At 67.8% G+C, this 24674-nt stretch carries 21 protein-coding genes and 1 tRNA gene; 6 read left to right on the top strand and 16 right to left on the bottom strand.

The features are described 5' to 3' along the window. Positions 1–221: 221 nt before the first annotated feature. Complete coding sequence (locus tag X946_RS14270; RefSeq protein WP_038748568.1) at positions 222–1166, bottom strand: AraC family transcriptional regulator; 945 nt, start codon at positions 1164–1166, stop codon at positions 222–224. A gap of 218 nt (positions 1167–1384) precedes the next feature. On the opposite strand from X946_RS14270, the gene X946_RS14275 reads away from it, so the two are divergent. Beyond that, the gene (locus tag X946_RS14275) at positions 1385–2449 is read left to right on the top strand and encodes an NAD(P)-dependent alcohol dehydrogenase (RefSeq protein ID WP_038748569.1); all 1065 of its coding nucleotides are present in this window, start codon (positions 1385–1387) and stop codon (positions 2447–2449) included. A 311-nt stretch (positions 2450–2760) separates the two neighbouring features. On the opposite strand, the gene X946_RS14280 is transcribed toward X946_RS14275, so the two are convergent. From X946_RS14280 to gatC, 5 genes are all read right to left on the bottom strand, one after another. Continuing rightward, the gene (locus X946_RS14280) at positions 2761–3531 is read right to left on the bottom strand and encodes an exodeoxyribonuclease III (RefSeq protein ID WP_038748570.1); all 771 of its coding nucleotides are present in this window, start codon (positions 3529–3531) and stop codon (positions 2761–2763) included. A gap of 31 nt (positions 3532–3562) precedes the next feature. Further along, complete coding sequence (locus X946_RS14285) at positions 3563–4402, bottom strand: PPK2 family polyphosphate kinase (RefSeq protein ID WP_038748571.1); 840 nt, start codon at positions 4400–4402, stop codon at positions 3563–3565. Between the two features lie 126 nt (positions 4403–4528). Further along, positions 4529–6001, bottom strand: coding sequence for an Asp-tRNA(Asn)/Glu-tRNA(Gln) amidotransferase subunit GatB (gatB, locus tag X946_RS14290; RefSeq protein ID WP_038748572.1), 1473 nt, complete (start codon positions 5999–6001; stop codon positions 4529–4531). A 2-nt stretch (positions 6002–6003) separates the two neighbouring features. Further along, positions 6004–7488: an Asp-tRNA(Asn)/Glu-tRNA(Gln) amidotransferase subunit GatA gene (gene gatA / locus X946_RS14295; protein WP_038748573.1), complete on the bottom strand. Its 1485-nt coding sequence runs from the start codon at positions 7486–7488 to the stop codon at positions 6004–6006. Between the two features lie 137 nt (positions 7489–7625). After that, positions 7626–7925, bottom strand: coding sequence for an Asp-tRNA(Asn)/Glu-tRNA(Gln) amidotransferase subunit GatC (gene gatC, locus X946_RS14300; RefSeq protein WP_038748574.1), 300 nt, complete (start codon positions 7923–7925; stop codon positions 7626–7628). 362 nt (positions 7926–8287) lie between these two features. Between gatC and X946_RS14305 the strand changes: the two genes are divergently transcribed. The 5 genes from X946_RS14305 (at position 8288) to rodA (ending at position 14771) form a co-directional block, all read left to right on the top strand. Continuing rightward, on the top strand, positions 8288–9331 hold the full coding sequence (locus X946_RS14305; protein WP_004189550.1) for a rod shape-determining protein: 1044 nt from the start codon (positions 8288–8290) through the stop codon (positions 9329–9331). A gap of 119 nt (positions 9332–9450) precedes the next feature. Then, positions 9451–10536: a rod shape-determining protein MreC gene (mreC, locus tag X946_RS14310; protein WP_038748575.1), complete on the top strand. Its 1086-nt coding sequence runs from the start codon at positions 9451–9453 to the stop codon at positions 10534–10536. After that, a complete protein-coding gene (gene mreD / locus X946_RS14315; RefSeq protein ID WP_038748576.1) occupies positions 10533–11045 on the top strand; it encodes a rod shape-determining protein MreD in 513 nt (170 codons plus the stop codon). The genes mreC and mreD overlap by 4 nt, the downstream gene beginning before the upstream one ends. A 196-nt stretch (positions 11046–11241) precedes the next feature. Then, positions 11242–13611 (top strand): penicillin-binding protein 2, encoded by a 2370-nt coding sequence (gene mrdA, locus X946_RS14320; protein ID WP_038748577.1) that lies wholly within the window; start codon positions 11242–11244, stop codon positions 13609–13611. An 11-nt stretch (positions 13612–13622) separates the two neighbouring features. Continuing rightward, complete coding sequence (rodA, locus tag X946_RS14325) at positions 13623–14771, top strand: rod shape-determining protein RodA (RefSeq protein ID WP_038748578.1); 1149 nt, start codon at positions 13623–13625, stop codon at positions 14769–14771. A gap of 332 nt (positions 14772–15103) precedes the next feature. Here the strand turns inward: rodA and X946_RS14330 are convergent, their stop codons facing one another. From X946_RS14330 to rsmB, 10 genes are all read right to left on the bottom strand, one after another. After that, on the bottom strand, positions 15104–15883 hold the full coding sequence (locus tag X946_RS14330; protein ID WP_038748579.1) for a tetratricopeptide repeat protein: 780 nt from the start codon (positions 15881–15883) through the stop codon (positions 15104–15106). Continuing rightward, positions 15880–16665: an HpcH/HpaI aldolase family protein gene (locus X946_RS14335; protein ID WP_038748580.1), complete on the bottom strand. Its 786-nt coding sequence runs from the start codon at positions 16663–16665 to the stop codon at positions 15880–15882. Before X946_RS14335 ends, X946_RS14330 begins: the two co-directional genes overlap by 4 nt. Before the next feature lie 325 nt (positions 16666–16990). Next, positions 16991–17443 (bottom strand): 6-carboxytetrahydropterin synthase QueD, encoded by a 453-nt coding sequence (gene queD / locus X946_RS14340; RefSeq protein ID WP_038748581.1) that lies wholly within the window; start codon positions 17441–17443, stop codon positions 16991–16993. Positions 17444–17462: 19 nt separating this feature from the next. Beyond that, positions 17463–18095: a 7-carboxy-7-deazaguanine synthase gene (gene queE / locus X946_RS14345; RefSeq protein WP_038748640.1), complete on the bottom strand. Its 633-nt coding sequence runs from the start codon at positions 18093–18095 to the stop codon at positions 17463–17465. Between the two features lie 87 nt (positions 18096–18182). Then, positions 18183–18917: a 7-cyano-7-deazaguanine synthase QueC gene (gene queC / locus X946_RS14350; protein WP_038748582.1), complete on the bottom strand. Its 735-nt coding sequence runs from the start codon at positions 18915–18917 to the stop codon at positions 18183–18185. Between the two features lie 336 nt (positions 18918–19253). Beyond that, positions 19254–19329 (bottom strand) — tRNA-Phe (locus X946_RS14355). Between the two features lie 59 nt (positions 19330–19388). Further along, positions 19389–20075, bottom strand: coding sequence for a response regulator transcription factor EsaR (gene esaR, locus X946_RS14360; protein ID WP_038748583.1), 687 nt, complete (start codon positions 20073–20075; stop codon positions 19389–19391). Continuing rightward, positions 20076–22484 carry a sensor histidine kinase EsaS gene (gene esaS / locus X946_RS14365; RefSeq protein ID WP_038748584.1) on the bottom strand — a complete coding sequence of 803 codons (2409 nt, stop codon included), beginning with the start codon at positions 22482–22484 and terminating at the stop codon, positions 20076–20078. Between the two features lies 1 nt (position 22485). Next, positions 22486–23076 (bottom strand): DUF4390 domain-containing protein, encoded by a 591-nt coding sequence (locus tag X946_RS14370; RefSeq protein ID WP_038748585.1) that lies wholly within the window; start codon positions 23074–23076, stop codon positions 22486–22488. Continuing rightward, the gene (gene rsmB / locus X946_RS14375; protein WP_038748586.1) at positions 23073–24485 is read right to left on the bottom strand and encodes a 16S rRNA (cytosine(967)-C(5))-methyltransferase RsmB; all 1413 of its coding nucleotides are present in this window, start codon (positions 24483–24485) and stop codon (positions 23073–23075) included. Before rsmB ends, X946_RS14370 begins: the two co-directional genes overlap by 4 nt. Between the last annotated feature and the right edge of the window lie 189 nt (positions 24486–24674).

Here is a 24674-nt window from a genome sequence, read left to right on the forward strand (position 1 = left end):
GAACGGTGAATCGCCAGACGGCAAAGGTTGAACGGCGAAAGTTGAACGGCCGCGGCTGATCGGCGAAGGCCGGGCAACGCGCCTCACGAACTCTCCCGCACCGCGTCGCGCCCGCGGTCGGCTCCGCGGTTTGCGCCCGCAGCCCGGGCCGGCAGGCCGCCTTGGTCGAGCCGCTTGCGCGAGTCCCCCAGCGCGTTCGCGCCGCCCGTCACGCCCCTCCGTCATTCCCCCGCCTCGAGCGCGATCGGCTGCCGGCCGCCCGCCTGCACCCAGCGCACTTCGTCGCTCGGGCTGCGTCCGAACAGCCGCTTGAACTCGCGGCTGAACTGCGACGCGCTCGCATAGCCCACCCGCGCCGCCGCCGCGCCCGCGCTCAATCCGTCCTGCACCATCATCAGCCGCGCATGATGAAGCCGCGTCGCCTTCACGTACTGCATCGGCGAGCTCGCCGTCACGCTCTTGAACTGCGCATGAAACACGGCGACGCTCATCCCCGCTTCGCTCGCGAGCGTCTCCACGTCGAGCTCGCCGCTCAGGTCCGCGTGAATCCGCCGCAGCGCCTTCGCGACGCGGCCGAAGTGATGTTGCTGCGCGAGCGCCGCGCGAATCGCGTCGCCTTGCGCGCCCGTCAACACGCGGTAGCCGATCTCGCGCATGATCGCCGGGCCGAGCACGCGCGTGTAGGCGGGCGACGCGAGCGTCTCGAGCAGGCGCAGCACCGCGTCCGCGAGCGGCGCGTCGAGCGGCGTCGAGTAAACGCCGCGCGGCTCGCTGATCGACGCGCCGTGCGTCTCGTCGAGCAGGATCGCGAGCTCGGCGATCACCGCGAGATCGATGCGAATCGACAGCGCGAGGAACGGCTCCTCCGGCGTCGCGAACGTCTCGCATTCGAACGGCAGCGGCACCGACAGCACCAGATACTGCTGCGCGTCGTAGACGAAGGTCTGCTCGCCGACATAGCCGCGCTTGCGCCCCTGGCAGACGACGACGATGCTCGGCTCGTACAGCACCGGCATTCGCGGCACCGGCCGGTTCGAGCGAATGAAGCGCACGCCGTCGATCGCGGCGTGCGTATAGCCTTCGTTCGGCGCGAGCCGGTCGAACAGCGCGAGGATGCGACGCCGCAGATGCGCGCCGCCGTCGTGGAAAAGGGGTTCGAAGCTCATCGGACTTCCTTCGGACTGCAAGAGAATCAGGCTTGCTATCTAGCACCGGACAAGCCTTTTTTCCGCACTTTGCCCGGCATTCGAGAGAAATAGGCAAACCTTCGAGATCTTCAGGTATTCCGCGCGCGTACCCCCGTGCTTACGATGTGCCCCGTGCCGCTGCGCCTCCGCATTCCGCGGCCGCGCGCGGCGCGTGTCTTTTCGAGTCAGGAGCCTTCATGAGCACGACTTACGCTTACGCGGCAACGAGCGCCACGACGCCGCTCGCGCCGTTCGAATTCCAGCGCCGCGCGCTGCGCGATCTCGACGTGCAGATCGAGATCCTCTACTGCGGCGTCTGCCATTCCGATCTCCACCAGGCCCGCAACGAATGGAAGAACACGACGTACCCGGTGGTGCCGGGCCATGAGATCGTCGGCCGCGTGACGGCCGTCGGCCCGCAGGTCACGCGCTTCAAGGCGGGCGAGCTCGTCGGCGTCGGCTGCCTCGTCGATTCGTGCCGCACGTGCCCGAGCTGCGCGGAAGGGCTCGAGCAGTATTGCGAGAACGGTTTCGTCGGCACGTACAACGGCCGCGACCGCGCGACGGGCGACATCACGTACGGCGGCTACTCGACGCAGGTCGTCGTCGACGAGGCGTTCGTGCTGCGCGTGCCCGACACGCTCGATCCGGCGGGCGCGGCGCCGCTCCTCTGCGCGGGGATCACCACGTATTCGCCGCTGCGCCAGTGGGGCGCGGGGCCCGGCAAGAAGGTCGGCATCGTCGGCCTGGGCGGCCTTGGCCACATGGGCGTGAAGCTCGCGCGCGCGATGGGCGCGCACGTCGTGCTGTTCACGACATCGCCGCCGAAGATCGAGGACGGCAAGCGGCTCGGCGCGCACGAAGTCGTCATTTCGAAGAACGAAGCGCAGATGAATGCGCATCTGAACAGCTTCGACTTCATTTTGAACACGGTCGCCGCGCAGCACGATCTGAATCCGTTCCTCCACCTGCTGAAGCGCGACGGCACGATGACGCTCGTCGGCGCGCCGGAGCACGATCATCCGTCGCCGCGGGTCTTCAACCTGATCTACAAGCGCCGCCGCCTCGCGGGCTCGCTGATCGGCGGCATCGCCGAGACGCAGGAGATGCTCGATTTCTGCGCGCGGCATGGAATCACGTCGGACATCGAAGTGATTCCGATGTCGCAGCTCAACGCAGCGTACGAGCGGATGCTGAAGAGCGACGTGAAGTACCGCTTCGTGATCGACATCGGGTCGATCAAGCCGAAGCTCGCGGCGTGACGAGCGGCTGCTCGCCCGACCGGCGCGCCGGCGCGTAGCGGAATCGATCCGGCGCGTCGCGCGCCGTTCGAGACGCCGGGCGCGGTGCGTCGTGCGTCGTGCGTCGTGCGTCGTGCGTCGTGCGTCGTGCGTCGTGCGTCGTGCGTCGTGCGTCGTGCGTCGTGCAGCATCGCCCCCATCTCACCGCAACGCAAGCCGCAAAAAAAACGGGCCGCACGCGCGGCCCGTTTTTCTTTCCGTCGTCGCCACCCGCTCGCGACGATCGCCCGGCCCGCTCTCGCAGAAGCGAGCCGGCGCGACCGCCCGCCGCGTCACTTGTAGTCGTAATCGACCGTGAGCGGCGCGTGATCGCTGAACTTGACGTCGCGGAAGATCGACGTGCTTTTCGCCGTGCCGGCAATGCCCGGCGTCGCGATCTGGTAATCGATCCGCCACCCGACGTTCTTCGCGTACGCCTGGCCGCGATTGCTCCACCACGTGTACTGCTCGGGCCGCGAATCGAGCGTGCGGAACACGTCGACATAGCCGACTTCGTCGAACAGCTTCGTGAGCCACGCGCGCTCCTCCGGCAGGCAGCCGGAGTTCTTCTGATTGCTCTTCCAGTTCTTGATGTCGATTTCCTTGTGGACGATGTTCACGTCGCCGCACAGGATCACTTCGCGCTTCGCCTTCAGCTCGGCGAGGTGCGGCATGAACTCGTCCATGAAGCGATACTTCGCCTGCTGGCGCTCGTCGCCGCTCGAACCGGACGGCACGTACACCGACACCACCGACAGCTTGCCGAAGCGCGCCTCGACATAGCGGCCCTCCGAATCGAACTCGCTGCTGCCGTAGCCGATGATCACGTCGTCGGGCTCGCGGCGCGAGTAAAGGCCCGCGCCGCTGTAGCCCTTCTTCTCCGCGTGGTGGAAGTAGCTCCTGAAGCCGTGCGGCCCGACGAACTCGGCGGGCAGATCGTCCGCCGACACCTTGATTTCCTGCACGCAAACGCAATCGGCGTTCTGCTCGCCAAGCCAGTCGAAGAAGCCCTTTTTCGCGGCCGAGCGGATGCCGTTCAGATTCGCGGTGATGACACGCAGCATGGTGAATTCCGTCCAGTGATTTCGTTGCGGTTTATTGGATTCTGATGCCGGCGAGCTCGGGCTTCGCGGGCGGATATTCGAGCTTCATCGCGGTCAGCTCGCGCTGCAGCAGCTCGGCGATCATCACGTTGCGATGCGTCTTCGAATCGGCCGGAATCACGTACCACGGCGCATGCTCGGCCGACGTCGCGACGAGCGCGTCGCGGTACGCGGCCTGATACGCGTCCCAGTGCTTGCGCGCTTCGAGATCCGAAATATCGAACTTCCAGTGCTTGTTCGGATCGTCGATGCGCGCCTGCAGCCGAGCGCGCTGCTCGTCCTTCGAGATGTGCAGGAAGCATTTGACGACCCGCGTGCCGGATTCGGCGAGCATCTCCTCGAACTGCCGGATCTGCTTGTAGCGCCGCTCGCACTCGGCCTTGTCGATCGCGCCCGTCACGCGGGGCACGAGGACATCCTCGTAATGGCTGCGATTGAAGATCGTCAGCTCGCCCGCGGCGGGCACCTGCGCGTGGACGCGCCACAGGAAATCGTGCGCGAGCTCGACCGACGTCGGCGCCTTGAACGACACGATGCGCAGCCCGAGCGGATCGACTTCGTGGAACACCGCGCGCACGGTGCCGTCCTTGCCGCTCGTGTCCATCCCTTGCAGCACGAGCAGCATCCGCTTGTGCCGCTGCGTATGCAGGCGCTCCTGCAGCGCGTCGAGCTGCAACGCGACGGCGGAGAGCCGCTCGCGGTCGGTTTCCTTCGCCCCGCTCGAAAACGGCTTCGCGGCCGGATCGAACGCGTCGAGCGCGAATGCGGCGGCTTCTTTTTCGCGCGTGTGATACGGCACGCAGTAGTCGTCAAGCGACGGTTGCTTGGCCATCGGCACCTCCTTTCGTGTTGCACGAAGCGCGGCCCGGCGCTTCGCGAAACGCGAGCGGGCCGCCCCGAACGCCGGTTCGGCGGCGGCCCGCTTGCTTCAGTTCGGCTTCAATCCGGCGCCGCCCGCTCAGCCGAGCTTCTTTTTCAGGAGCTCGTTGACCTGCTGCGGGTTCGCCTTGCCCTTCGTCGCCTTCATCGCCTGGCCGACGAGCGCGTTGAACGCCTTTTCCTTGCCCGCGCGGAATTCCTCGACCGATTTCGCGTTCGCGGCGAGCACCTCGTCGATGATCGCCTCGAGCGCGCCCGTGTCGGAAATCTGCTTCAGGCCCTTCGCGTCGATGATGCGGTCGGCCGCGCCTTCGTCGGCCGCCTTCTCGTCCCAGATCGTCACGAAGATTTCCTTCGCGATCTTGTTCGAGATCGTGCCGTCGGCGATCCGCTGCAGCACGAGCGCGAGCTGCGCGGCCGACACCGGGCACGCATCGATTTCGATGCCGTCGCGGTTCAACTGCGACGACACGTCGCCCATCAGCCAGTTCGCGGCGATCTTCGCGTTCGCCGCGCCGGCCTTCGCGACCACCGCCTCGAAGTACGCGGCCATCGCCTTGCTCGACGTCAGCACGCCCGCGTCATAGGCGGACACGCCGTACTGCTCGACGAAGCGCTGCTGCATCGCGGCCGGCAGCTCGGGCATCTCGCCCCTCACGCGCTCGACCCAGTCCGCGCCGATCACGAGCGGCATCAGGTCCGGATCGGGGAAGTAGCGGTAGTCGTGCGCGTCTTCCTTGCTGCGCATCGAGCGCGTCTCGCGCTTGTCCGGGTCGTACAGGCGCGTTTCCTGCACGACTTCGCCGCCGTCCTCGATCAGCTCGATCTGGCGGCGCACCTCGAAGTTGATCGCTTCCTCGAGGAAGCGGAACGAGTTCAGGTTCTTGATCTCGGCGCGCGTGCCGAACTTCTCCTGGCCGACCGGGCGCACCGACACGTTCGCGTCGCAGCGAAACGACCCTTCCTGCATGTTGCCGTCGCAAATGCCGAGCCACACGACGAGGCCGTGCAGCGCCTTCGCATACGCGACCGCTTCAGCCGCGCTGCGCATTTCCGGCTCGGTGACGATTTCGAGCAGCGGCGTGCCCGCGCGGTTCAGGTCGATGCCCGTCATCCCCGCGAAGTCCTCGTGCAGCGACTTGCCCGCATCTTCTTCCAGATGCGCGCGGGTCAGGTTGACCGTCTTCGAATACGCGTCCTTGCCGGCCTTTTCGTTGGCGGGCACCTGGATCGTGATCTGGCCGCCCTGCACGACCGGGATCTCGTACTGGCTGATCTGATAGCCCTTCGGCAGATCCGGGTAGAAGTAATTCTTCCGCGCGAAGATGCTGCGCGGCGCGACCGTCGCGCCGATCGCGAGGCCGAAGCGGATCGCCCGCTCGACCGCGCCGCGGTTCAGCACGGGCAGCACGCCCGGCAGCGCGAGGTCGACCGGGCAAGCCTGCGTGTTCGGTTCCGCGCCGAACTGCGTCGACGCGCCCGAGAAAATCTTCGAGACGGTCGACAGCTGCGCGTGCGTCTCGAGGCCGATAACGACTTCCCACTGGGTCATGCTCACACTCCTGCCGGTTTCTGTTTATGCCAGTCGGTCGCGCGCTGGAACGCGTCGGCCACCTGCAGCATCCGGGCCTCGTCGAAATAGTTGCCGATGATCTGCAGACCGACCGGACGCTTCGCGTTCGCGCCGAAGCCGCACGGCACGCTCATGCCGGGCAGGCCCGCGAGGCTCACCGACAGCGTGTAGATGTCCGCGAGATACATCTGGACGGGGTCGTCGCCCTTCGCGCCGATGTCCCATGCGACGGTCGGCGACGCCGGGCCCATGATCACGTCGCAGGACTTGAACGCTTCCTGGAAATCCTGAGCGATGATGCGCCGGATCTTCTGCGCCTGCAGGTAATACGCATCGTAGTAGCCGTGCGACAGCACGTACGCGCCGACCAGAATCCGGCGCTTCACCTCGGGGCCGAAGCCTTGCGCGCGCGACTTCTTGTACATGTCGAGCAGGTCGCGGTATTCCGCCGCGCGGTGGCCGTAGCGCACGCCGTCGAAGCGCGACAGGTTCGACGACGCCTCGGCGGGCGCGATCACGTAATAGACGGGAATCGACAGCTCCGTCTTCGGCAGCGACACCGGCACGAGCGTCGCGCCGAGCGCTTCGTAAGCCTTGAGCGCCGCGTCGATCGCCGCGCGCACGTCGTCGGCGAGACCCGCGCCGAAATACTCGTTCGGCAGGCCGATGCGCAGGCCGGCGAGCGGCTTGCCCGCATCGCCGCCGGCCGACCAGGTCTTGCCGAGGTGGCGCGCGAAATCCTCGCCATCGCGCTCGAGGCTCGTCGAGTCGCGCTCGTCGAAGCCCGCCATCGCGTTCAGCATGAGCGCGCAGTCGGCGGCCGTCTGCGCCATCGGGCCGCCCTGATCGAGCGACGACGCGAACGCGATCATTCCGTAGCGCGACACGCGCCCGTACGTCGGCTTGATGCCCGTCACGCCGGCGAACGACGCCGGCTGGCGGATCGAGCCGCCCGTGTCGGTGCCCGTCGCGGCGGGCGCGAGGCGCGCGGCGACGGCGGCCGAGCTGCCGCCCGAGCTGCCGCCCGGCACCGCGCTCGTGTCCCACGGGTTCTTCACCGGGCCGAACGCCGAGTTCTCGTTCGACGAGCCCATCGCGAACTCGTCCATGTTGGTCTTGCCGAGCGTGACCATGCCCGCCTTCGCGAGGCGCTCGACGACGGTCGCGTCGAACGGGCTCGTGTAGTTCGCGAGCATCTTCGAGCCGGCGGTCGAGCGCCAGCCGCGCGTGACGAACACGTCCTTGTGCGCGATCGGCAGCCCCGTCAGCGGGCCGGCCGCGCCCTGCGCGAGCGCGGCGTCGGCGGCCTTCGCCTGCGCGAGCGTGAGATCCGCGTCGACGTGGACGAACGCGTTCAGATCGCGCGCGGCGTCGATCCGTTTCAAATAGTGCTGCGCCAGCTCGACGGCCGAGCATTCCTTGGCGTCGAGCGCGGCGCGCAGTTCGGTCAGGCTTTTTGCGTGCATTGCGTGGGTTTCCTGGATTCTTCGGCGCGCGGCGAGAAGCGCGCGCCCGGGCGAACAAGCTGGCGAATCGGGCGGCCGGGCCGAAGGCGCGATTGCGGTTGCGATTGCGGCGACGGATGCGGCCCGAATTCGAGCGTTTACTCGATCACCTTCGGCACGAGGTACAGGCCGTCCTGGACGGCCGGGGCCGGGCGCTGATTGTCGTCGCGATTCACGCGCTCCGTGACGGCGTCGTCGCGCAGTCGCTGCGCGACGGCCTGGATCTGCTCGATCGGGTGCGCGAGCGGCGCGATGCCCGTCGTGTCGACAGCCTGCATCTGCTCGACGAGGCCGAAGAACTCGTTGAGCTGGGCCAGCGTGTGCTCGGCGTCGGCGTCGGCCATTTCGAGCCGCGCGAGGTGCGCGATGCGTTTCACATCGGTCAGGGTCAAAGCCATGCGGTCACCGGAAAACAAGGGCTTGGCGCAGCGTGAAACTTGCGTTGCGTCAGGGGTTGGAAGGCTCGATCGAACCCTCAAAAATCGGGGGCGAAGCGGCGAAAATACAGCCTGTTTCGGTTCAAATACAGCGAAATTATAAGGTATCATTACGCGTTCGACCCAGACCCGGACTGCCCTTGCCGCGCCGCCGCCGCTTTGACGAAGCCGCGCGGGCTTCGCGCCGGTCCCGGAAGATTTCATTCGCAGCTTCGCGGTTTTCAGGCGGCCGCTCCCGCCCGATCCGAGGCTGTTATTTTTCCGCTGCCGCCCTTCGCGCCATGTCCGCATGGGGCCGGCCCCAGAGCGAAACAGGATTCTGAATGTTCGGTTTTTTGCGCAGCTATTTCTCCAACGATCTCGCGATCGATCTCGGCACCGCAAACACCCTGATCTACATGCGCGGCAAGGGCATCGTGCTCGATGAGCCGTCCGTCGTGTCGATCCGCCAGGAAGGCGGCCCGAACGGCAAGAAAACGATTCAAGCAGTCGGCAAGGAAGCGAAGCAGATGCTGGGCAAGGTGCCGGGCAACATCGAGGCGATTCGTCCGATGAAAGACGGCGTGATCGCCGACTTCACCGTCACCGAGCAGATGATCAAGCAGTTCATCAAGACTGCGCACGAGTCGCGCATGTTCTCGCCGTCGCCGCGCATCATCATCTGCGTGCCGTGCGGCTCGACGCAGGTCGAGCGCCGCGCGATCAAGGAAGCGGCCCACGGCGCGGGCGCGTCGCAGGTCTACCTGATCGAGGAGCCGATGGCGGCCGCGATCGGCGCCGGCCTGCCGGTGTCGGAAGCCACCGGCTCGATGGTCGTCGATATCGGCGGCGGCACGACCGAAGTCGGCGTGATCTCGCTCGGCGGCATCGTGTACAAGGGCTCGGTGCGCGTCGGCGGCGACAAGTTCGACGAAGCGATCGTCAACTACATCCGCCGCAACTACGGGATGCTGATCGGCGAGCAGACCGCCGAGGCGATCAAGAAGGAGATCGGCTCCGCGTTCCCGGGCTCCGAAGTCAAGGAAATGGAAGTGAAGGGCCGCAACCTGTCGGAAGGCATTCCGCGCAGCTTCACGATCTCCAGCAACGAAATCCTCGAGGCGCTCACCGATCCGCTGAACCAGATCGTGTCGTCGGTGAAGATCGCGCTCGAGCAGACGCCGCCGGAACTCGGCGCCGACATTGCCGAGCGCGGGATGATGCTGACGGGCGGCGGCGCGCTGCTGCGCGACCTCGACCGCCTGCTCGCCGAGGAAACCGGCCTGCCCGTGCTCGTCGCCGAGGACCCGCTCACCTGCGTCGTGCGCGGCTCGGGGATGGCGCTCGAACGGATGGACAAGCTCGGCAGCATCTTCTCGTACGAGTGATCGTCTAGGCATCCGTATGTCGCTCGTGCGGCGTGGCAGGCTCGCTCGTTTAGAACGAACCGCCGCGCCGTTCGCGCGTCTGAGCAACATCTAAATCGATCACGCGCCCGGCGCCGACCATGGAATACAGTCCGCCGCCCCTCTTCAAACAAGGTCCGTCCGCACTGGCGCGGCTGATCTTCTTCGTCGTCCTGGCGATCGCGCTCCTCGTCTCGGACGCGCGCTTCAACACGCTCGAAATCGTCCGCGGCGTACTCGGCACCGTGCTTTATCCGCTGCAGCGCGCGGCGCTCGTGCCGCGCGATCTGTTCGTCGGCGCCACCGAGCTCGCGACGACGAGCTCGGCGCTGCGGCACGAGAATCAGCAATTGCGCGACCGCAACCTGAAGCTGTCGCTGCAGGCGAACCAGGCGGGCCAGCTCGCCGCCGACAACGCGCACCTGCGCGCGGTGCTCGAGCTGCGCCAGCAGATCGCCGCGCAGGCGACGCCCGTCGAGATCCAGTACGACACGGGCGATCCGTTCTCGCAGAAGATCATCATCGGCCACGGCTCGCAGGCGGGCATCCAGGACGGCGCGCCCGTCGTCAACGAGGACGGCGTGATCGGCCAGGTCACGCGCGTGTTCCCGCTGCAGTCGGAAGTCACGCTCGTCACCGATCGCGACCTCGCGATTCCCGTCCAGGTGCTGCGCACGGGCCTGCGCAGCGTGATCTACGGCACCCCGAAGGGCGATGCGCTCGATCTGCGCTTCGTGCCGACGAGCGCCGATCTGCTCGCCGGCGACGAGCTCGTGACGAGCGGCCTCGACGGCGTCTATCCGCCCGGGCTGCCGGTCGCGAAGGTGGTGCGCGTCGACAAGCTCGCCGATACGGCCTTCGCGCACGTCGTCTGCGCGCCGATCGCGGCGGTGCGCGGCGCGCGCGAGATGCTCGTACTGCACTACCGCAACGACATCCCGCCGCGGCCCGCCACCGACGACGCCGCGAGCGACGCGAAGCCGGCGAAGGGCAAGAAGGCGGCGAAGGGCGCGGACAAGAACGCGAAGGCCGCCGATAAAAGCGCGGACAAGGGCAAGGGCGCCGACAAGGGCGCGAAGCCTGCGGTGCCGCCGCCCGCGGCCGCCCAGAATCGCCCGGCCGGCGCGGCGCAGCCCGCCGCGCCGCTCAAACCCGCGGCCGCGCCGTCGCAAGGAGCGCCGCGATGAGCCGCCCTCAGTACATCCTGCAGCCCGTCAACCCGTACTTCATCGTCTTCAGCCTCGCGGCCGCGTTCCTGCTGAACCTGATGCCGTGGGGGCGGATTCCGGGCGTGCCCGATTTCGTCGCGCTCGTCGTGCTGTTCTGGAACATCCATCAGCCGCGCAAGGTCGGCATGGGCGTCGCGTTCATGCTCGGCATCCTGATGGACGTCCACGACGCGGGCCTGCTCGGCGAGCACGCGCTCGCGTACACGCTGCTGTCGTACGGCGCGATCACGATCCACCGGCGCGTGCTGTGGCTGCCGCTTGGCGTGCAGATCTTCTACGTCGCGCCGCTGCTCGTGATCGCGCAGCTCGTGCCGTTCGTGATCCGGCTGCTGATGGGCGCCGCGTTCCCCGGCTGGAGCTATCTCGTCGACGGCTTCGTCGAAGCTGCGCTGTGGCCGATCGCGAGCCAGCTGCTGCTGATGCCGCAGCGCCGCCCGGTCGACCCGGACGACACGCGGCCGATCTGACGCGCCGCGCCGCCAGGATTTTCGCGTTGAACGCCCGCCGACCAACCGCCCGCCCGCTCGCCGCCTGCGCACCGCGGCCGCAGCGCGCCGGCCCGGCGGCTCGCGCAGGCCTGGCGGGCGCACCGCGCCGGCCGTGTTCGGCAATGTCCGGCGCGCCGGCGCGGAGGCGAAAGCGCGCCCCTTCATCCGTAATCGCATGACCGAATTCAAGGACACTCAACAGCAGCTCTCGAAGTTCCGCCTGCGCGTCGCGGCGGCGGGCGTGTTCGTGTTCGTCTGCTTCGGCTTGCTCGCCGCGCGATTCTTCTACCTGCAAGTCTGGCAGCACGGCAAGTACGCGCTGCAGGCCGAGGAGAACCGGATCTCGGTCGCGCCGATCGTCCCGAACCGCGGAATCATCACCGACCGCAACGGCGTCGTGCTCGCGAAGAACTACTCCGCGTACACGCTCGAAATCACGCCGTCGAAGCTCACGGACACGCTCGAAAACACGATCAACGCGCTCTCCGAAGTCGTGCAGATCGACGCGCGCGACCGCCGCCGCTTCAAGAAGCTGCAGGAAGACTCGAAGAACTTCGAGAGCCTGCCGATCCGCACGCGCCTGAGCGACGACGAAGTCGCGCGCTTCACCGCGCAGCGCTGGCGCTTCCCGGGCGTCGACGTGCGCGCGCGCCTGTTCCGCCAATATCCGCTCGGCCCGACGGCCGCGCACGTGATCGGCTACATCGGCCGGATCTCGAAGCGCGACCAGGACAAGATCGACGCGATGAGCGACGAGAACGACAGCGATCCGGAAACCTACGATCCGCGCCGCGACGCGAACAACTACAAGGGCACCGACTACATCGGCAAGGTGGGCGTCGAGCAGAGCTACGAGACGGAGCTGCACGGAATCACGGGCTTCGAGGAAGTCGAGGTGACGGCGGGCGGGCGGCCCGTGCGCACGCTGTCGCGCACGCAGGCGACGCCCGGCAGCAACCTCGTGCTGTCGATCGACATCGGGCTGCAGCAGGTCGCCGAGCAGGCGTTCGCCGGCAAGCGCGGCGCGCTCGTCGCGATCGAGCCGAAGACGGGCGACGTGCTCGCGTTCGTGTCGTCGCCGAGCTTCGATCCGAATTCGTTCGTCGACGGCATCGACCAGCAGACCTGGGACGAGCTCAACAACTCGCCCGACAAGCCGCTGCTGAACCGCCCGCTGCACGGCACCTATCCGCCCGGCTCGACGTACAAGCCGTTCATGGCGCTCGCGGGCCTCTCGCTCGGCAAGCGCACGCCCGGCTGGGGCTTCCAGGACCCCGGCTACTTCACGTTCGGCGGCCACACGTTCCGTAACGACGTGCGCTCGGGCCAGGGCTGGGTCGACATGAACAGGGCAATCATGGTGTCGAACGACACGTACTTCTACATGCTCGCGCGCGATCTCGGCGTGACCGCGATCGCGAACTTCATGAAGCCGTTCGGCTTCGGCCAGCTGACGGGCATCGATGTCCAGGGCGAGGCGCGCGGAATTCTGCCGTCGCCCGAATGGAAGAAGAAGACGTTCAAGAAGGCCGCGCAGCAGAAGTGGTTCGACGGCGAGACGATCAGCCTCGGGATCGGCCAGGGCTACAACTCGTTCACGATCCTGCAGCTCGCGCACGCGACGGCGACGCTCGCGAACAACGGCGTCATCATGAAGCCGCACCTCGTGAAGGAGATCGAGAACCCGATCTCGCGCGCGCGGCACCTGACCGTGCCGAAGGAAAGCGGCGTGATCCCGCTCAAGCAGAACGATCTCGACGTCGTGAAGCGCGGGATGGAGAACGTGGTCGAGAGCCCGTCCGGCACCGCATACAAGGTGTTCCGCGGCGCGCCGTATCTCGCTGCGGGCAAGACCGGCACCGCGCAGGTGTTCTCGCTGCAGGGCGGCAACTACCGCGGGCACCTGCTCGCCGAGCATTTGCGCGACCACGCGCTCTTCATCGCATATGCGCCCGTCGACCATCCGCAGATCGCCATCGCGCTGATCGTCGAGAACGGCGGCTGGGGCGCGCAGTCCGCGGGCCCGATCGCGCGGCGGGTGCTCGATTTCCATCTGCTCGACCGCAAGAATCCGGCGACGGAAGCGGCGGCCGTCGCGGCGGCCGCGTCGGCGACCGAGCCCGTCAACGCGCCCGTGATCGGCGACGCGACGAGGCCCGTCGGCGTCGCGGCCGGTTTCAGGGCGCTGCCGCTGCCGGCGCCCGCGGCGGCGAGCGGGGCGGACTCGACGTCGGGCGCGAGCGGGACGGATGTCGGCCAAGGGAGCGCGAGCGGACGCACAACGGGCGCGAGCGCCGCCGGCACGGCGGGCGCGATGGGCGCAGCAAGCGCCGTCGGCGGTGCGTCGAGCGCGGCCGCCACGGCCGGCAGCGCCGCGAGCGCGCCGCCCGCGCCCCGCCGGCTGCCGCCGCGCAAGCCGCGCCGCGCGCCGGCGAGCGACGCCGCGACCACCGCCGCCGCGCCAGCCGACCAACGGAAGTCCCCGAGGGACGACAACCGCGCCGCCACCGCCGCCAAGCCGGCGGCGGGCGGCATCGACGAGTAACGGAGACAGGCATGCAATTCGACAAGCGCGCCTCGCTCGACAAGATCAAGCAGATGTTCGAGGGCTTCGACCGGCCGCTCGCGCTCATCGTGTTCCTGCTGCTGTGCGTCGGCATCGTCACGCTCTACAGCGCGAGCATCGACATGCCCGGCCGCGTCGAGGACCAGCTGCGCAACATCATGCTGACGTTCGTGCTGATGTGGGTGATCGCGAACATCCCGCAGCAGACGCTGATGCGCTTCGCGGTGCCGCTCTATTCGTTGGGCGTCGCGCTTCTCGTCGCGGTCGCGCTATTCGGGATGACGAAGAAGGGGGCGAAGCGCTGGCTGAACGTCGGCGTCGTGATCCAGCCGTCCGAGATCCTCAAGATCGCGACCCCGCTGATGCTCGCGTGGTACTACCAGCGCCGCGAAAGCAGCCTGCGCTGGTACGACTTCGTCGTCGCGTTCGTAATCCTGATGGTGCCCGTCGGGCTGATCGCGAAGCAGCCGGACCTCGGCACCGCCGTCCTCGTATTCGCGGCGGGCCTCTTCGTGATCTATCTGGCGGGGTTGTCGTTCAGGCTGATCGTGCCGGTGCTCGTTGCCGGCGTGATCGCGGTCGGCTCGATCGCCGTGTTCGAGGAGCGCATCTGCCAGCCCGACGTCGTCTGGCCGCTGATGCACGACTACCAGAAGCACCGCGTCTGCACACTGCTCGACCCGACGTCCGACCCGCTCGGCAAGGGCTTCCACACGATCCAGGCGGTAATCGCGATCGGCTCGGGCGGCCCGCTCGGCAAGGGCTATCTGAAGGGCACGCAGGCGCACCTCGAATTCATTCCGGAAAAGCACACCGACTTCATCTTCGCGGTGTTTTCCGAGGAATTCGGGCTCGTCGGCGGGCTCGTGCTGCTCACGCTCTACATGGCGCTGATCGTGCGCGGGCTCTACATCGCCGCGCAGGGCGCGACGCTGTTCGGGCGGCTGCTCGCCGGCTCGCTCACGCTCGCGTTCTTCGTCTACGCGTTCGTCAACATCGGGATGGTGAGCGGCGTGTTGCCCGTCGTCGGCGTGCCGCTGCCGTTCATGAGCTACGGCGGCACCGCGCTCACGACGCTCGGCATCGCCGTCGGGCTCATCATGAGCGTCGGACGGCAAAAACGGCTGATGAAAAGCTGATCGAAGCGGCGCGCGATGCGCCGCTTTTTTATGTGCCGCTTCGGTTCGGGCTGGCGCTGGGCGCGGCGCTCGGCGCGGTGAATGGGGCGGATCGAGGCGATGTACGGCCGCTGGACGGCGTGCCGTTGCCGTCGGCGTGTCGCGATGTCGAACGGGTAAGCCTCGAAGTCGAGCGGACCTCGGTTCTCGGTTCGCCGTTCGCCGTTCGCCGTTCGCCGTTCGCCGTTCACCGTTCACCGTTCACCGTTCACCGTTCACCGTTCACCGTTCACCGTTCACCGTTCACCGTTCACCGGTTCGAATGCTCTGTCGATTCGCGGTTCCCCGCGCGATCAATTCGACGGAGCCGGCGCCTTCGGCGCCGACGCGCCGCCCGGCCCCGCCTTCAGCACGGCCGTCAGCTCGCGGTACTTGAGCGCCGCGGCGTCGTCGCCTTGCGCGGCGGCCGCCGCGTAGTACGCGCGCGCGATGTTGAGATTGCGCACGACGCCGTCGCCGCCGCGCTCGTAGAACGACGCGGTCACGTATTGCGAGACCGGCTCGCCCGCATCGGCCGCGCGCTTGTACCATTCGAACGCCTGGCGGTTGTCGCGCGGCGTGCCGCGCCCGTCGAGAAACTGGTTCGCGAGCGCGAGCTCCGCCTGTACGTGCCCTTGCCGCGCGGCCTTCAGGAACCAGCCGTGCGCGGCCGCCGGATCGCGCGCGACGAACTCGCCGTCGTCGAGCATCCGGCCGTACACGTACTGCGCCTGCGACATGCCCGCGTCGGCCGCGCGCTTGAGCCAGCGCAGCCCTTCCGGCACGTTCGCCGTCACGCCTTCGCCCGTGATCAGCATCATCGCGTAATCGAACGCGGCGAGGCGGTTGCCGCGCGTCGCCGCGTCGTGAAACTGCACGAGCGCGGCGCGCAGATTGCCCGCGTTGTAGTCGGCGACCGCCGCTTCCGTCTCGCGCTCCGGATTCGGCCGCTTCTGCGCGCCCGACGCCTGCGCGAACGCGCCGCCCGCCGCCGCGCCGAACGCCGCGGCGACGACGAGCGAGCCGACCGCCGCGCCGCGATGCGCATGCCGCGTGCGCGCGAACCACGGCGCGCCGCGACGCTTCCCGTTCATCCCCGCACCTCCTGCAATGCCTGCCGCGTCGCGCGCAGCAGCCACACGACGTCCGCCGACAGCGCGATCACGCGAAAGCCGGCTTCGAGATACTGGCGCGCGCCCGCCGCGTCGGCGGCGAAGATGCCGGCCGGCACGCCGGCGCGCCGTCCGGCCGCGAGCACGTGTTCGAGCGCCGCCGCGACGTCCGGATGCTTCGTATCGCCGAGATGCCCGAGGCTCGCCGACAGATCGGCAGGCCCGACGAACACGCAGTCGACGCCCGGCGTCGCCGCGATCCGCTCGGCGTCGTCGATCCCGCGCGCCGATTCGATCTGCACGATCGTCGCGATCTGCGCGTTCGCGGTCTGCACATAATCGCGCCGCATCCCGTACGCGGCCGCGCGGACGATGCCCGCGACGCCGCGCAGCCCGTCCGGCGCATCGGGCGCCTGAAAGCGGGTGAGCCGCACCGCGTGCGCGGCCTCGTCGGCCGTCTCGACGTTCGGAAACATCAGCGTGCGCGCGCCCGCGTCGAGCGCCCGCTTGACGAGCCACGGCTCGCGCGCCGGCACCCGCACGACGGGCTCGCTCGGCAAATGCGCGGCGGCGAGCGCGCGCAGCTGCGCGGCGACGTCGCGGCTATCGTTCGGCGCATGCTCCATGTCGATGCACAGCCAGTCGAAGCCTGCATGCGCAAGCGCCTCGGTCGCCGCCGCGCTCGCGAGCGTGAGCCAGAGGCCGAGCAGCGGCTCGTCGCCGTCGCGCAGGCGCGCCTTGAGGGAATTGGTGAGCGTGCTCATCGGCGGCCTCCTGTCGTGCTGCGCACGAGCGGACTGCGATTCGGAAGAGGGGGCAAGCGGCCGCCGGGCGGGGCGCTGCGCCGCAACAGGCGGGGGCGCGGCTCGTTCGTCGCGGCGGACGATTCACGAGTCGATCATACCGTGATCGCGGCCCGCACGCGGATTCGGAGAATATCGGCGCAAGACCGGGCGACTCGCGGCGCAATCGGAGAAGCCGACAGGTTCGGCGAAGAAAAGGATACGCGCGGCGCAATCGGCCGCCGCGCGGTGCGGCATGCATGTCGAAGCGCGCGCAACGGCGCAATCGCGCCGCGCGCCGCCCGCATCACGCGCGCGATTCGCGCTCGACGTCGGCCCAGCAGTTCGGCGTCTCGTACAGACGCACGCGCTCGAGCCGCAAATTCACGCCGTAATGCGCGTCATACACGTTCGCGAGGATGTCGAACGCGATCGCCGCGAGATTCTCGACGGTCGGAATCCGATCGAGAACGACCGTCTTGTGATCGGCCATCTTCTCGAGGAACGAGCGCACGACCTCGTCGCGCGCATAGACGAGGAACGCGTGATCCCACTTGCTGACGAGGTGCTCCATCGCGAGCGCCTTCACGTCGGCGAAATCCATCACCATCCCGCGGTCGGGCGCGCCCTCGGTCTCGACGAGATCGCCGCGCAGCGTGACTTCGAGCACGTAGCGATGCCCGTGCAGATTGCGGCACTGGCTGCGGTGATCGGGAATGCGGTGGCCCGCGTCGAATTCGAGTTTTCGGGTAATCAGCACGATGAATGAGGCGTATGGCTCAAGGAATGTTCAGGTACTTGTGCGTCTGCATCGACAGCCGCCACTGCGGATGGCGCTTGCACCAGTCGATCGCGAGCTTCGTGTTGAGCTCGCGCGACGGGCCGTCCATCGGCTGCACGAGGAAATGGTCGAAGTCGAGCTTCGCGTAATCGGCAAGGCGCTGGTTGTCCTGCGGCACCACCACCTTCAATTCGTTGCCCTTCGTGACGACGAGGGGCGCGTCCGCCTTCGGGCTCACGCAGACCCAGTCGATCGATTCGAGCACGGGCAGCGAACCGTTCGTCTCGATCGCGATCGTGAAGCCCGCCGCGTGAAGCGCGTCGACGAGCGGCTGATCGAGCTGCAACATCGGCTCGCCGCCCGTACAGACGACGAAGCGATGCGCCTCGCCTGGCGGCCACAGCGACGCGATCTTCGCCGCGAGCGATTCCGCATCCTTGAACTTGCCGCCGTTCTCGCCGTCGGCGCCGACGAAATCGGTGTCGCAGAAACGGCACACCGCGCCGTCGCGATCCTCTTCGCGCCCCGTCCACAGATTGCAGCCGGCGAACCGGCAGAACACGGCCGGACGGCCGGCGTTCGCGCCCTCGCCCTGCAACGTATAGAAGATTTCCTTGACCGTGTACGTCATGCCGCTTCGTTCCGGCTTGCGCCGTTCGCCTTCCATTACTCGATGAATCCCACCGGCACCCGCGCACCCACGCGAGCGCCGCGCGCCTCAGACGGGCGCCTCCGTCACGCTTTCGCCGCGCAGATACGCCTCGTAGCCGCGCTTGCGCAGCTTGCACGCCGGGCACTCGCCGCAGCCGAAACCCCAGTCGTGCAGCTCCGAGCGCTCGCCGACATAGCACGTGTGCGTCTCGACGCGAATCAACTCGACGAGCGGCTGGCCGCCGAGCTGCTCGGCAAGCCGCCATGTATCGGCCTTGTCGAGCCACATCAGCGGCGTCTCCAGCACGAAGCGCGCATCCATGCCGAGATTGAGCGCGACCTGCAGCGCCTTCATCGTGTCGTCGCGGCAATCCGGGTAACCGGAGAAATCTGTCTCGCACATGCCGCCGACGAGCGCGCGCAGCCCGCGCCGATACGCGATCGCCGCGCCGATCGTCACGAACAGCAGATTGCGGCCCGGCACGAACGTGTTCGGCAGGCCGTTCGACGCCGTCTCGATCTCGATCGCGCGCGTCATCGCGGTGTCGCTGATCGCGCCCAGCACCGACAGATCGATCATGTGATCGTCGCCGAGCTTGTGCGCCCACTGCGGAAAACGCCGCTTCAGCGCGTCGCGCACGCCCTCGCGGCACTCGAGCTCGACGCGATGACGCTGGCCGTAATCGAAGCCGAGCGTCTCGACGCTCTGATAGCGCTCGAGCGCCCAGGCAACGCACGTGGCCGAATCCTGGCCGCCGGAAAACAATACGAGCGCGCCGTCCTTAGCGTCTGTCCGAATCACCGTGATACTCCGTGAATGATGAGCGAGCGCGCCGGCGGCCCGACGCGCGCCGGCAGTGCCGGCCCACCCAGTATAGGCAGCAGCGCGCGGCCCGAAACGGCGCGGCGCTTATGTCGCTCATCGCGCCGCGCTGCGGCGGCGCACGCTCTCGCGCCGTGCTCGGGCGCCGAAACAAAAAAGGACTTGCGGCGCCGCTCGGGCGCGCCCTCAAGCCCTCTAAGTCTTTGAGTCGACGGAGATTTTATCACGCCGCCCCAAAATCGGCCGAAGGCCGGACATGCCGCTCCACAAACGAAAAACCCCAAGAATCTGGCGATTCTTGGGGTGGAATACTGCTGGTGGCCTGGGGCGGAATCGAACCACCGACACGCGGATTTTCAATCCGCTGCTCTACCAACTGAGCTACCGGGCCACGAAGAAAAAAAATTATAGCAATGCGCAAAACACCGATCAAGCCCTTTGCGCAAAAATTTATACCGCGCCTTCGGCCGGCTTCTTGCCGAGCTCGACGCCGAGCTGCTTCAGCTTCCGGTACAAGTGCGTGCGCTCGAGGCCCGTCTTCTCCGCGACGCGCGTCATGCTGCCGTTCTCGCGCGCGAGGTGATATTCGAAGTACGCGCGCTCGAACGCGTCGCGCGCCTCGCGCAGCGGAATGTCGAACGGAATCGCGGCTGTCGTCTGGCCCTCGAACGCCGCGGACGCGTCGTCGTTGAACGTCGGCAGCGCGGCCGCGGACGCGACCGACGACGGCCCCGCCGCCGGCTTCGCCGCCGTGCTCGCGGGCAGCGGCGCCGCGCCGCGCGCGAGGCCGTGCTCGACCGACTTCAGCAGCTTCTGCAGCGTGATCGGCTTCTCGAGGAAATCGAGCGCGCCGATCTTCGTCGCCTCGACGGCCGTGTCGATCGTCGCGTGCCCCGACATCATGATGACGGGCATCGTCAATTGTCCTTGGCTCGCCCACTCCTTCAGCAACGTGACGCCGTCGGTATCGGGCATCCAGATGTCGAGCAGCACGAGATCGGGCGCATGCCGCAGCCGGTAGTCGCGCGCGGCCTGCGCGTTCTCCGCTACGTCGACGACATGCCCTTCGTCGCTGAGGATCTCCGAGAGCAATTCCCGGATGCCCATTTCATCATCTACCACCAGGATGGTTGCCATTTACGCTGCCTTTGTCTGCACAGTTGCTCTTGTCTTGGCGGGTGCCGTGCCGCCGTTCGCTCCGCCCCCGGCGCCCGCCGCATCGTCCGCGAGTTGCAGGAACAGGATCGAGACCTGCGCGCCTTCCACGACGTCGCCGTGCATGCGATTGCGCAAATCGATCCGCGCGCCATGCTCGTCGACGATCTTCTTCACCGTCGCGAGACCGAGCCCCGTGCCCTTCGCCTTCGTCGTCACGTAAGGCTCGAACGCGCGCGTCAGGATGCGCGCCGGAAAACCCGGACCGTTGTCCGAGACGGTCAACCGAACCGCGACCCGCGTTTTGCCGTCCGCGTCGGGATCGCCATATTCTACTGTCTTGGTTTCGAGCAACACACGGGGATGCTCGACGTCGGCGACCGAATCCTGCGCGTTCTGCAGCAGATTGTGGATCACCTGACGCAGTTGCGTCGCATCGCCGCGGATCACGGGAAGCGGCGCCTGCTCGACGACGATCGTGTTCTTGCCTTCGCCGACGCCGTAGAGCGTCAATACTTCGCTCACCAGATCGTTGAGCTGCAGATTGACGAGCACCGCGGGCGGCGTGCGCGCGTAATCGCGGAAATCGTCGACCATCCGCTTCATCGCGGCCACCTGATTGACGATCGTCGTCGCGCCGCGCTTGAGCACGTCGGCGTCGGGCGGCGCGAGCTTGTCGGAAAGCTTCATCTGCAGGCGCTCGGCCGACAGCTGGATCGGCGTGAGCGGATTCTTGATCTCGTGCGCAAGCCGCCGCGCCACCTCGCCCCATGCGACCGAACGCTGCGCGGAGATCACGTCGGAGATGTCGTCGAACACGACGACGTAGCCGGACGTCTGCGGATCGTCGGGCTGCCCCGGAGCGGCCGCCGTCGACACGAGCCGCGTGCCGCGCACGAGCAGCGTCAGCGGATCGGCCTCGCCCGGCACCTCGACCGCGAACTGCTGCTGCCAGTGGCCGCGATCCTCGCCGCTGCCCCGGCCCGCCGCCTCGCGATCGGCGAACGCCTTTCTCACCATCGCGCCGAATTCCGCGACGACGCCGACCTGATCGAGCGTCGTGCCGATCAGCGAATTGAACGGCTGACGGAAAATCCGCTCGGCGCCGCGGTTCGCGGTCGTCAGGCGGAACTGGCGGTCGAGCACGAACACGCCCGCCGTCAGGTTCGCGAGAATGCTCTCGAGGTAGGTCTTCGAATGCTCGAGCGCGACGCGGTTCTTCTCGACCGCGAGGCGCGCCTCCGACAACTGCCGCGTCATCGCGTTGAACGACTGCGTGAGGAAGCCGAGCTCGTCGCGCGTCTTGATTTCGCGCTTCGGCGTGTAATCGCCTTCCGCGACCTCCTTCGTGCCCTGCGCGAGCAGGAACAACGGCCGCGCGAGCTGGTTGCCGAGCGCGAGCGCGATCATCATCGCGATGAACGTCGCGAGGAAGAGCGCGAGCGTGAGCGTGCCGATGTACATCTTGCGCAGCCCGCTGCGGCCAAGCGCCTTCTCCTGATATTCGCGATACGCGCGTTGCACCGCGTCGGCGTTGCGCGCAAGCGTCGGCGACACCGGCTGCGTGAGCTGCAGGAAGCGCTCGTCGGGCTGCAGCAGCGACGTCGACGAATCGGGAATGCGCTGCACGACGCGCAGGCGCAGCGCGCCTTTCGAGCCGTGCGCGTGCGGATCGCCGTCCACTTCGCCTTCGATCGCCGCATAGCCGCCATGCTCGCGCGCCTGGCTCAGCATCAGCGGCGTCGGCATGTCGTCCGGGATCAGCGCGGCGAAGTTGCCCGACGCCTGCGCGACGATGTGCACGTCGGGCGACGCGCCCGTGCTGCGCCCCGGCTCGACGATCGTCGCGTCCTGCACGCCGATCTGCTCGCGCAGCCGCAGAAGCGTGAGCGTCGTGCCGTTCGTGTTGGTGTCGGCGCTCGCGAGCTGCTCGGCCATCAGGCGCGCCTTCGTCTGCAAATCCGCGAGCGACGTGTCGAGCATCCCGCGGCCGAGATTCAGGCCCGCGGTGAGCGCCGTCTCGACGTTCACGTCGAACCACGACTCGATGCTGCGCGACACGAACTGATACGACACGATATAGATGATCCCGCCCGGCACGACGCCGACGAGCGTGAAGAACACCGCGAGCTTCGCGAGCAGCCGCGTGCCGAACTTGCCTTTCCTCAGCCGCGCGACGATCATCCCGACGAGCCCGAGCACGACGAGCATGAACACGAGCGCGACGATGATGTTCGCCGAGTAGAGCCACGAGTAGTAGCGATCGAAGAACTCGGTGTTCGCGCTCGCGGCCGCGAGCAGCACGAGCAACAGAATCGCCGTGATCGCGACGGTCGACACGATCACGCGTATGAGGAGGCTCTTTCCGCTCGTCGCGCGGCGGACGCGCATTTTACTTAGCACGTTCGGCCGCCGTGAAAGTGAAGCGCTTCCAATCGGAAACGAGGTTCCAGTCGCGGTTGTTCACCGCGTCGACCTGGAACGGCTTCGGCATCAGCGCGGTGTCGAGCTGCATCCGCACCGACGCCGTGTACGTTTCGCCCGGGCGCACCTGGCTCTTGTCGATCACATGCCAGGACGTCACGTGCTTGACCACCGCGAGCGCCTCCTTCAGCGTCGGAAAGCCGAGCTGCAAGCCGCCCGTCGACACGCGGTATTCGCGCGTGAGCGGCTGAAACGACAGACGGATCGTCTGCGACACCGACACCGGCTGCTCGTCGAACCAATACCAGCGCGCGCGGCTCAGTTCGAAATCGGTCGTGAAATAAAGCGGGATGGCTTTGTTGACCGCATCCTCCAGGCTGCTGTTGAGCTCGAAGTCGAAACGCGCGTCGAGACTCCAGCCGTTGCCGTCCGACTGCAGCGACGCGCGCTGCACGGCGATCGGATCGGCGTGCGCGGAGGGAACGGCAGCGAGACACAGCGTCAGCGCGGCCCAGAGCACGGCCGCGAGCCGGAGTGGAAAGAAGCGTTTGATCGTCACCGTTTCTGAAAGCGCGCGTAGAAAAATCCGTCGTGATCGACATGCCGGCCGGGCTCGCCCGATCCCCCGGCGGCCGGCGCCCCGCCTGACGCCCCCTGCGGCAGCAACTGCCCGGGCGCGTCCAATCGTACCGCATCTTGATGGGCGTCTCCAAACCAGCGCGCCTGCTGCTCGCCCTCTTCCGGAAAGATCGAGCAGGTTGCATACAGCAGCTCGCCGCCCGGTTTCAGGAGCGGCCAGAGCGCGGCGAGAATGCGGCGCTGCTCGGCGACGAGCGCGGGAATGTCGGCCGCGCGGCGCAGCCAGCGAATGTCCGGATGACGGCGCACGATGCCCGACGCGGAACACGGCACGTCCGCGAGAATCCGGTCGAACGGGCGGCCGTCGTGCCATTGCGCGGGATCGCCCGCATCGCCGACGCGCACGTCGGCCGCGAGCGACAGTCTCGCGAGATTCTCGCCGATGCGCGGCGCGCGCGCCGAATCGCTTTCGAGCGCGACGACTTCGACGTCCGCGAGCTCGAGAAGATGGCCCGTCTTGCCGCCGGGCGCCGCGCACGCGTCGAGCACGCGCATGCCGTCGCGCGCGCCGAGCGATTCGGCCGCGAGCTGCGCGCCCGCATCCTGTACCGACACGACGCCGTCCGCGAAGCCCGGAATGCGCTCGACCGGCAGCGGCGACGCGAGTCGTATTGCGTGCCGGCCGATCCTCTCGGCGTCGATCCGCTCGGCGCGCAGCAGATCGAGATACGCGTCGGCCGTCATGCGGCGCGCGTTCACGCGCAGCGTCAGCGGGCCGGGGGCGTCGCCCGCGGCGAGAATGCGCTGCCACGCGTCGGGCCATGCGCGCTCGACCGCGTCGATCCACCACGTCTCGTAGTTCCAGCGTGCGCGGCGATCGGACTGCATCCGCTCGAGCCACGCGGCCCGTTCGCGCAGGAACCGGCGCAGCACCGCGTTGACGAGCCCCTTCGCGAACGAGCACTCGCGGCGCGCGCCGATCGCGCTCACCGCCTGATCGACAACGGTGAAAGGCGCATACGCGGCGTGTTCGTCGTCGTCGACGAGGAGCGCGAACGCGCAGACGAGAAGCGCATGCACATGCGCATGCGGCGCCTTCGCGACGAATTGCGCGATCAGCCATTCAGCCGTGCCGCGACGGCGCACCGCGCGATACGCGATGTCCTGGATCGCGCCGCGCGCCGCCGCTTGCGCCCCGTCGGCAAACGACGCCTGGACGGCGGCGAGCGCGGCGGGCAGCGCCGCGCCGCGACTGACCGCGTCGACCGCTTGCGCGGCGCCGTCGAGCGCGAAGCCGAGCGAATCGGGGACGAGATGCAGCATCGACAGGCGCGGAGCGCGAGCGGGCGCGCCGGATGCGCGGGAACGAGAAGGGCGAGTCTGGGTCATCGGATCAGCAGTGTCCGCAGCGCGCGGTGGCGCCGGGCGATGGTAGGGAGGTGCCGGTGGCCGGCTCTGGGCCGGTCAGCGGGATATTGTAGCGTGCCGGGGGAGTGGGACTCGGGTTGGTGCGGTTGGTGCGGTTGGCGCGGTTGGCGCGGTTGGCGCGGTTGGCGCGGTTGGCGCGGTTGGCGCGGT

This window comes from Burkholderia sp. ABCPW 111 (genome assembly GCF_000773065.1).
GTDB classification, from domain to species: domain Bacteria; phylum Pseudomonadota; class Gammaproteobacteria; order Burkholderiales; family Burkholderiaceae; genus Burkholderia; species Burkholderia savannae.

Excerpts from the sequence above, each read along its gene's own strand:
- esaR (WP_038748583.1), bottom strand. The coding sequence starts at position 20,075 with ATGGCAACCATCCTGGTGGTAGATGATGAAATGGGCATCCGGGAATTG.
- mreC (WP_038748575.1), top strand. The coding sequence starts at position 9,451 with ATGGAATACAGTCCGCCGCCCCTCTTCAAACAAGGTCCGTCCGCACTG.
- gatC (WP_038748574.1), bottom strand. The coding sequence starts at position 7,925 with ATGGCTTTGACCCTGACCGATGTGAAACGCATCGCGCACCTCGCGCGG.
- queE (WP_038748640.1), bottom strand. The coding sequence starts at position 18,095 with ATGACGTACACGGTCAAGGAAATCTTCTATACGTTGCAGGGCGAGGGC.
- X946_RS14305 (WP_004189550.1), top strand. The coding sequence starts at position 8,288 with ATGTTCGGTTTTTTGCGCAGCTATTTCTCCAACGATCTCGCGATCGAT.
- esaS (WP_038748584.1), bottom strand. The coding sequence starts at position 22,484 with ATGCGCGTCCGCCGCGCGACGAGCGGAAAGAGCCTCCTCATACGCGTG.
- X946_RS14335 (WP_038748580.1), bottom strand. The coding sequence starts at position 16,665 with ATGAGCACGCTCACCAATTCCCTCAAGGCGCGCCTGCGCGACGGCGAC.
- rsmB (WP_038748586.1), bottom strand. The coding sequence starts at position 24,485 with ATGACCCAGACTCGCCCTTCTCGTTCCCGCGCATCCGGCGCGCCCGCT.
- X946_RS14280 (WP_038748570.1), bottom strand. The coding sequence starts at position 3,531 with ATGCTGCGTGTCATCACCGCGAATCTGAACGGCATCCGCTCGGCCGCG.
- X946_RS14285 (WP_038748571.1), bottom strand. The coding sequence starts at position 4,402 with ATGGCCAAGCAACCGTCGCTTGACGACTACTGCGTGCCGTATCACACG.
- mreD (WP_038748576.1), top strand. The coding sequence starts at position 10,533 with ATGAGCCGCCCTCAGTACATCCTGCAGCCCGTCAACCCGTACTTCATC.
- X946_RS14270 (WP_038748568.1), bottom strand. The coding sequence starts at position 1,166 with ATGAGCTTCGAACCCCTTTTCCACGACGGCGGCGCGCATCTGCGGCGT.
- X946_RS14330 (WP_038748579.1), bottom strand. The coding sequence starts at position 15,883 with ATGAACGGGAAGCGTCGCGGCGCGCCGTGGTTCGCGCGCACGCGGCAT.
- gatB (WP_038748572.1), bottom strand. The coding sequence starts at position 6,001 with ATGACCCAGTGGGAAGTCGTTATCGGCCTCGAGACGCACGCGCAGCTG.
- X946_RS14275 (WP_038748569.1), top strand. The coding sequence starts at position 1,385 with ATGAGCACGACTTACGCTTACGCGGCAACGAGCGCCACGACGCCGCTC.
- rodA (WP_038748578.1), top strand. The coding sequence starts at position 13,623 with ATGCAATTCGACAAGCGCGCCTCGCTCGACAAGATCAAGCAGATGTTC.
- gatA (WP_038748573.1), bottom strand. The coding sequence starts at position 7,488 with ATGCACGCAAAAAGCCTGACCGAACTGCGCGCCGCGCTCGACGCCAAG.
- mrdA (WP_038748577.1), top strand. The coding sequence starts at position 11,242 with ATGACCGAATTCAAGGACACTCAACAGCAGCTCTCGAAGTTCCGCCTG.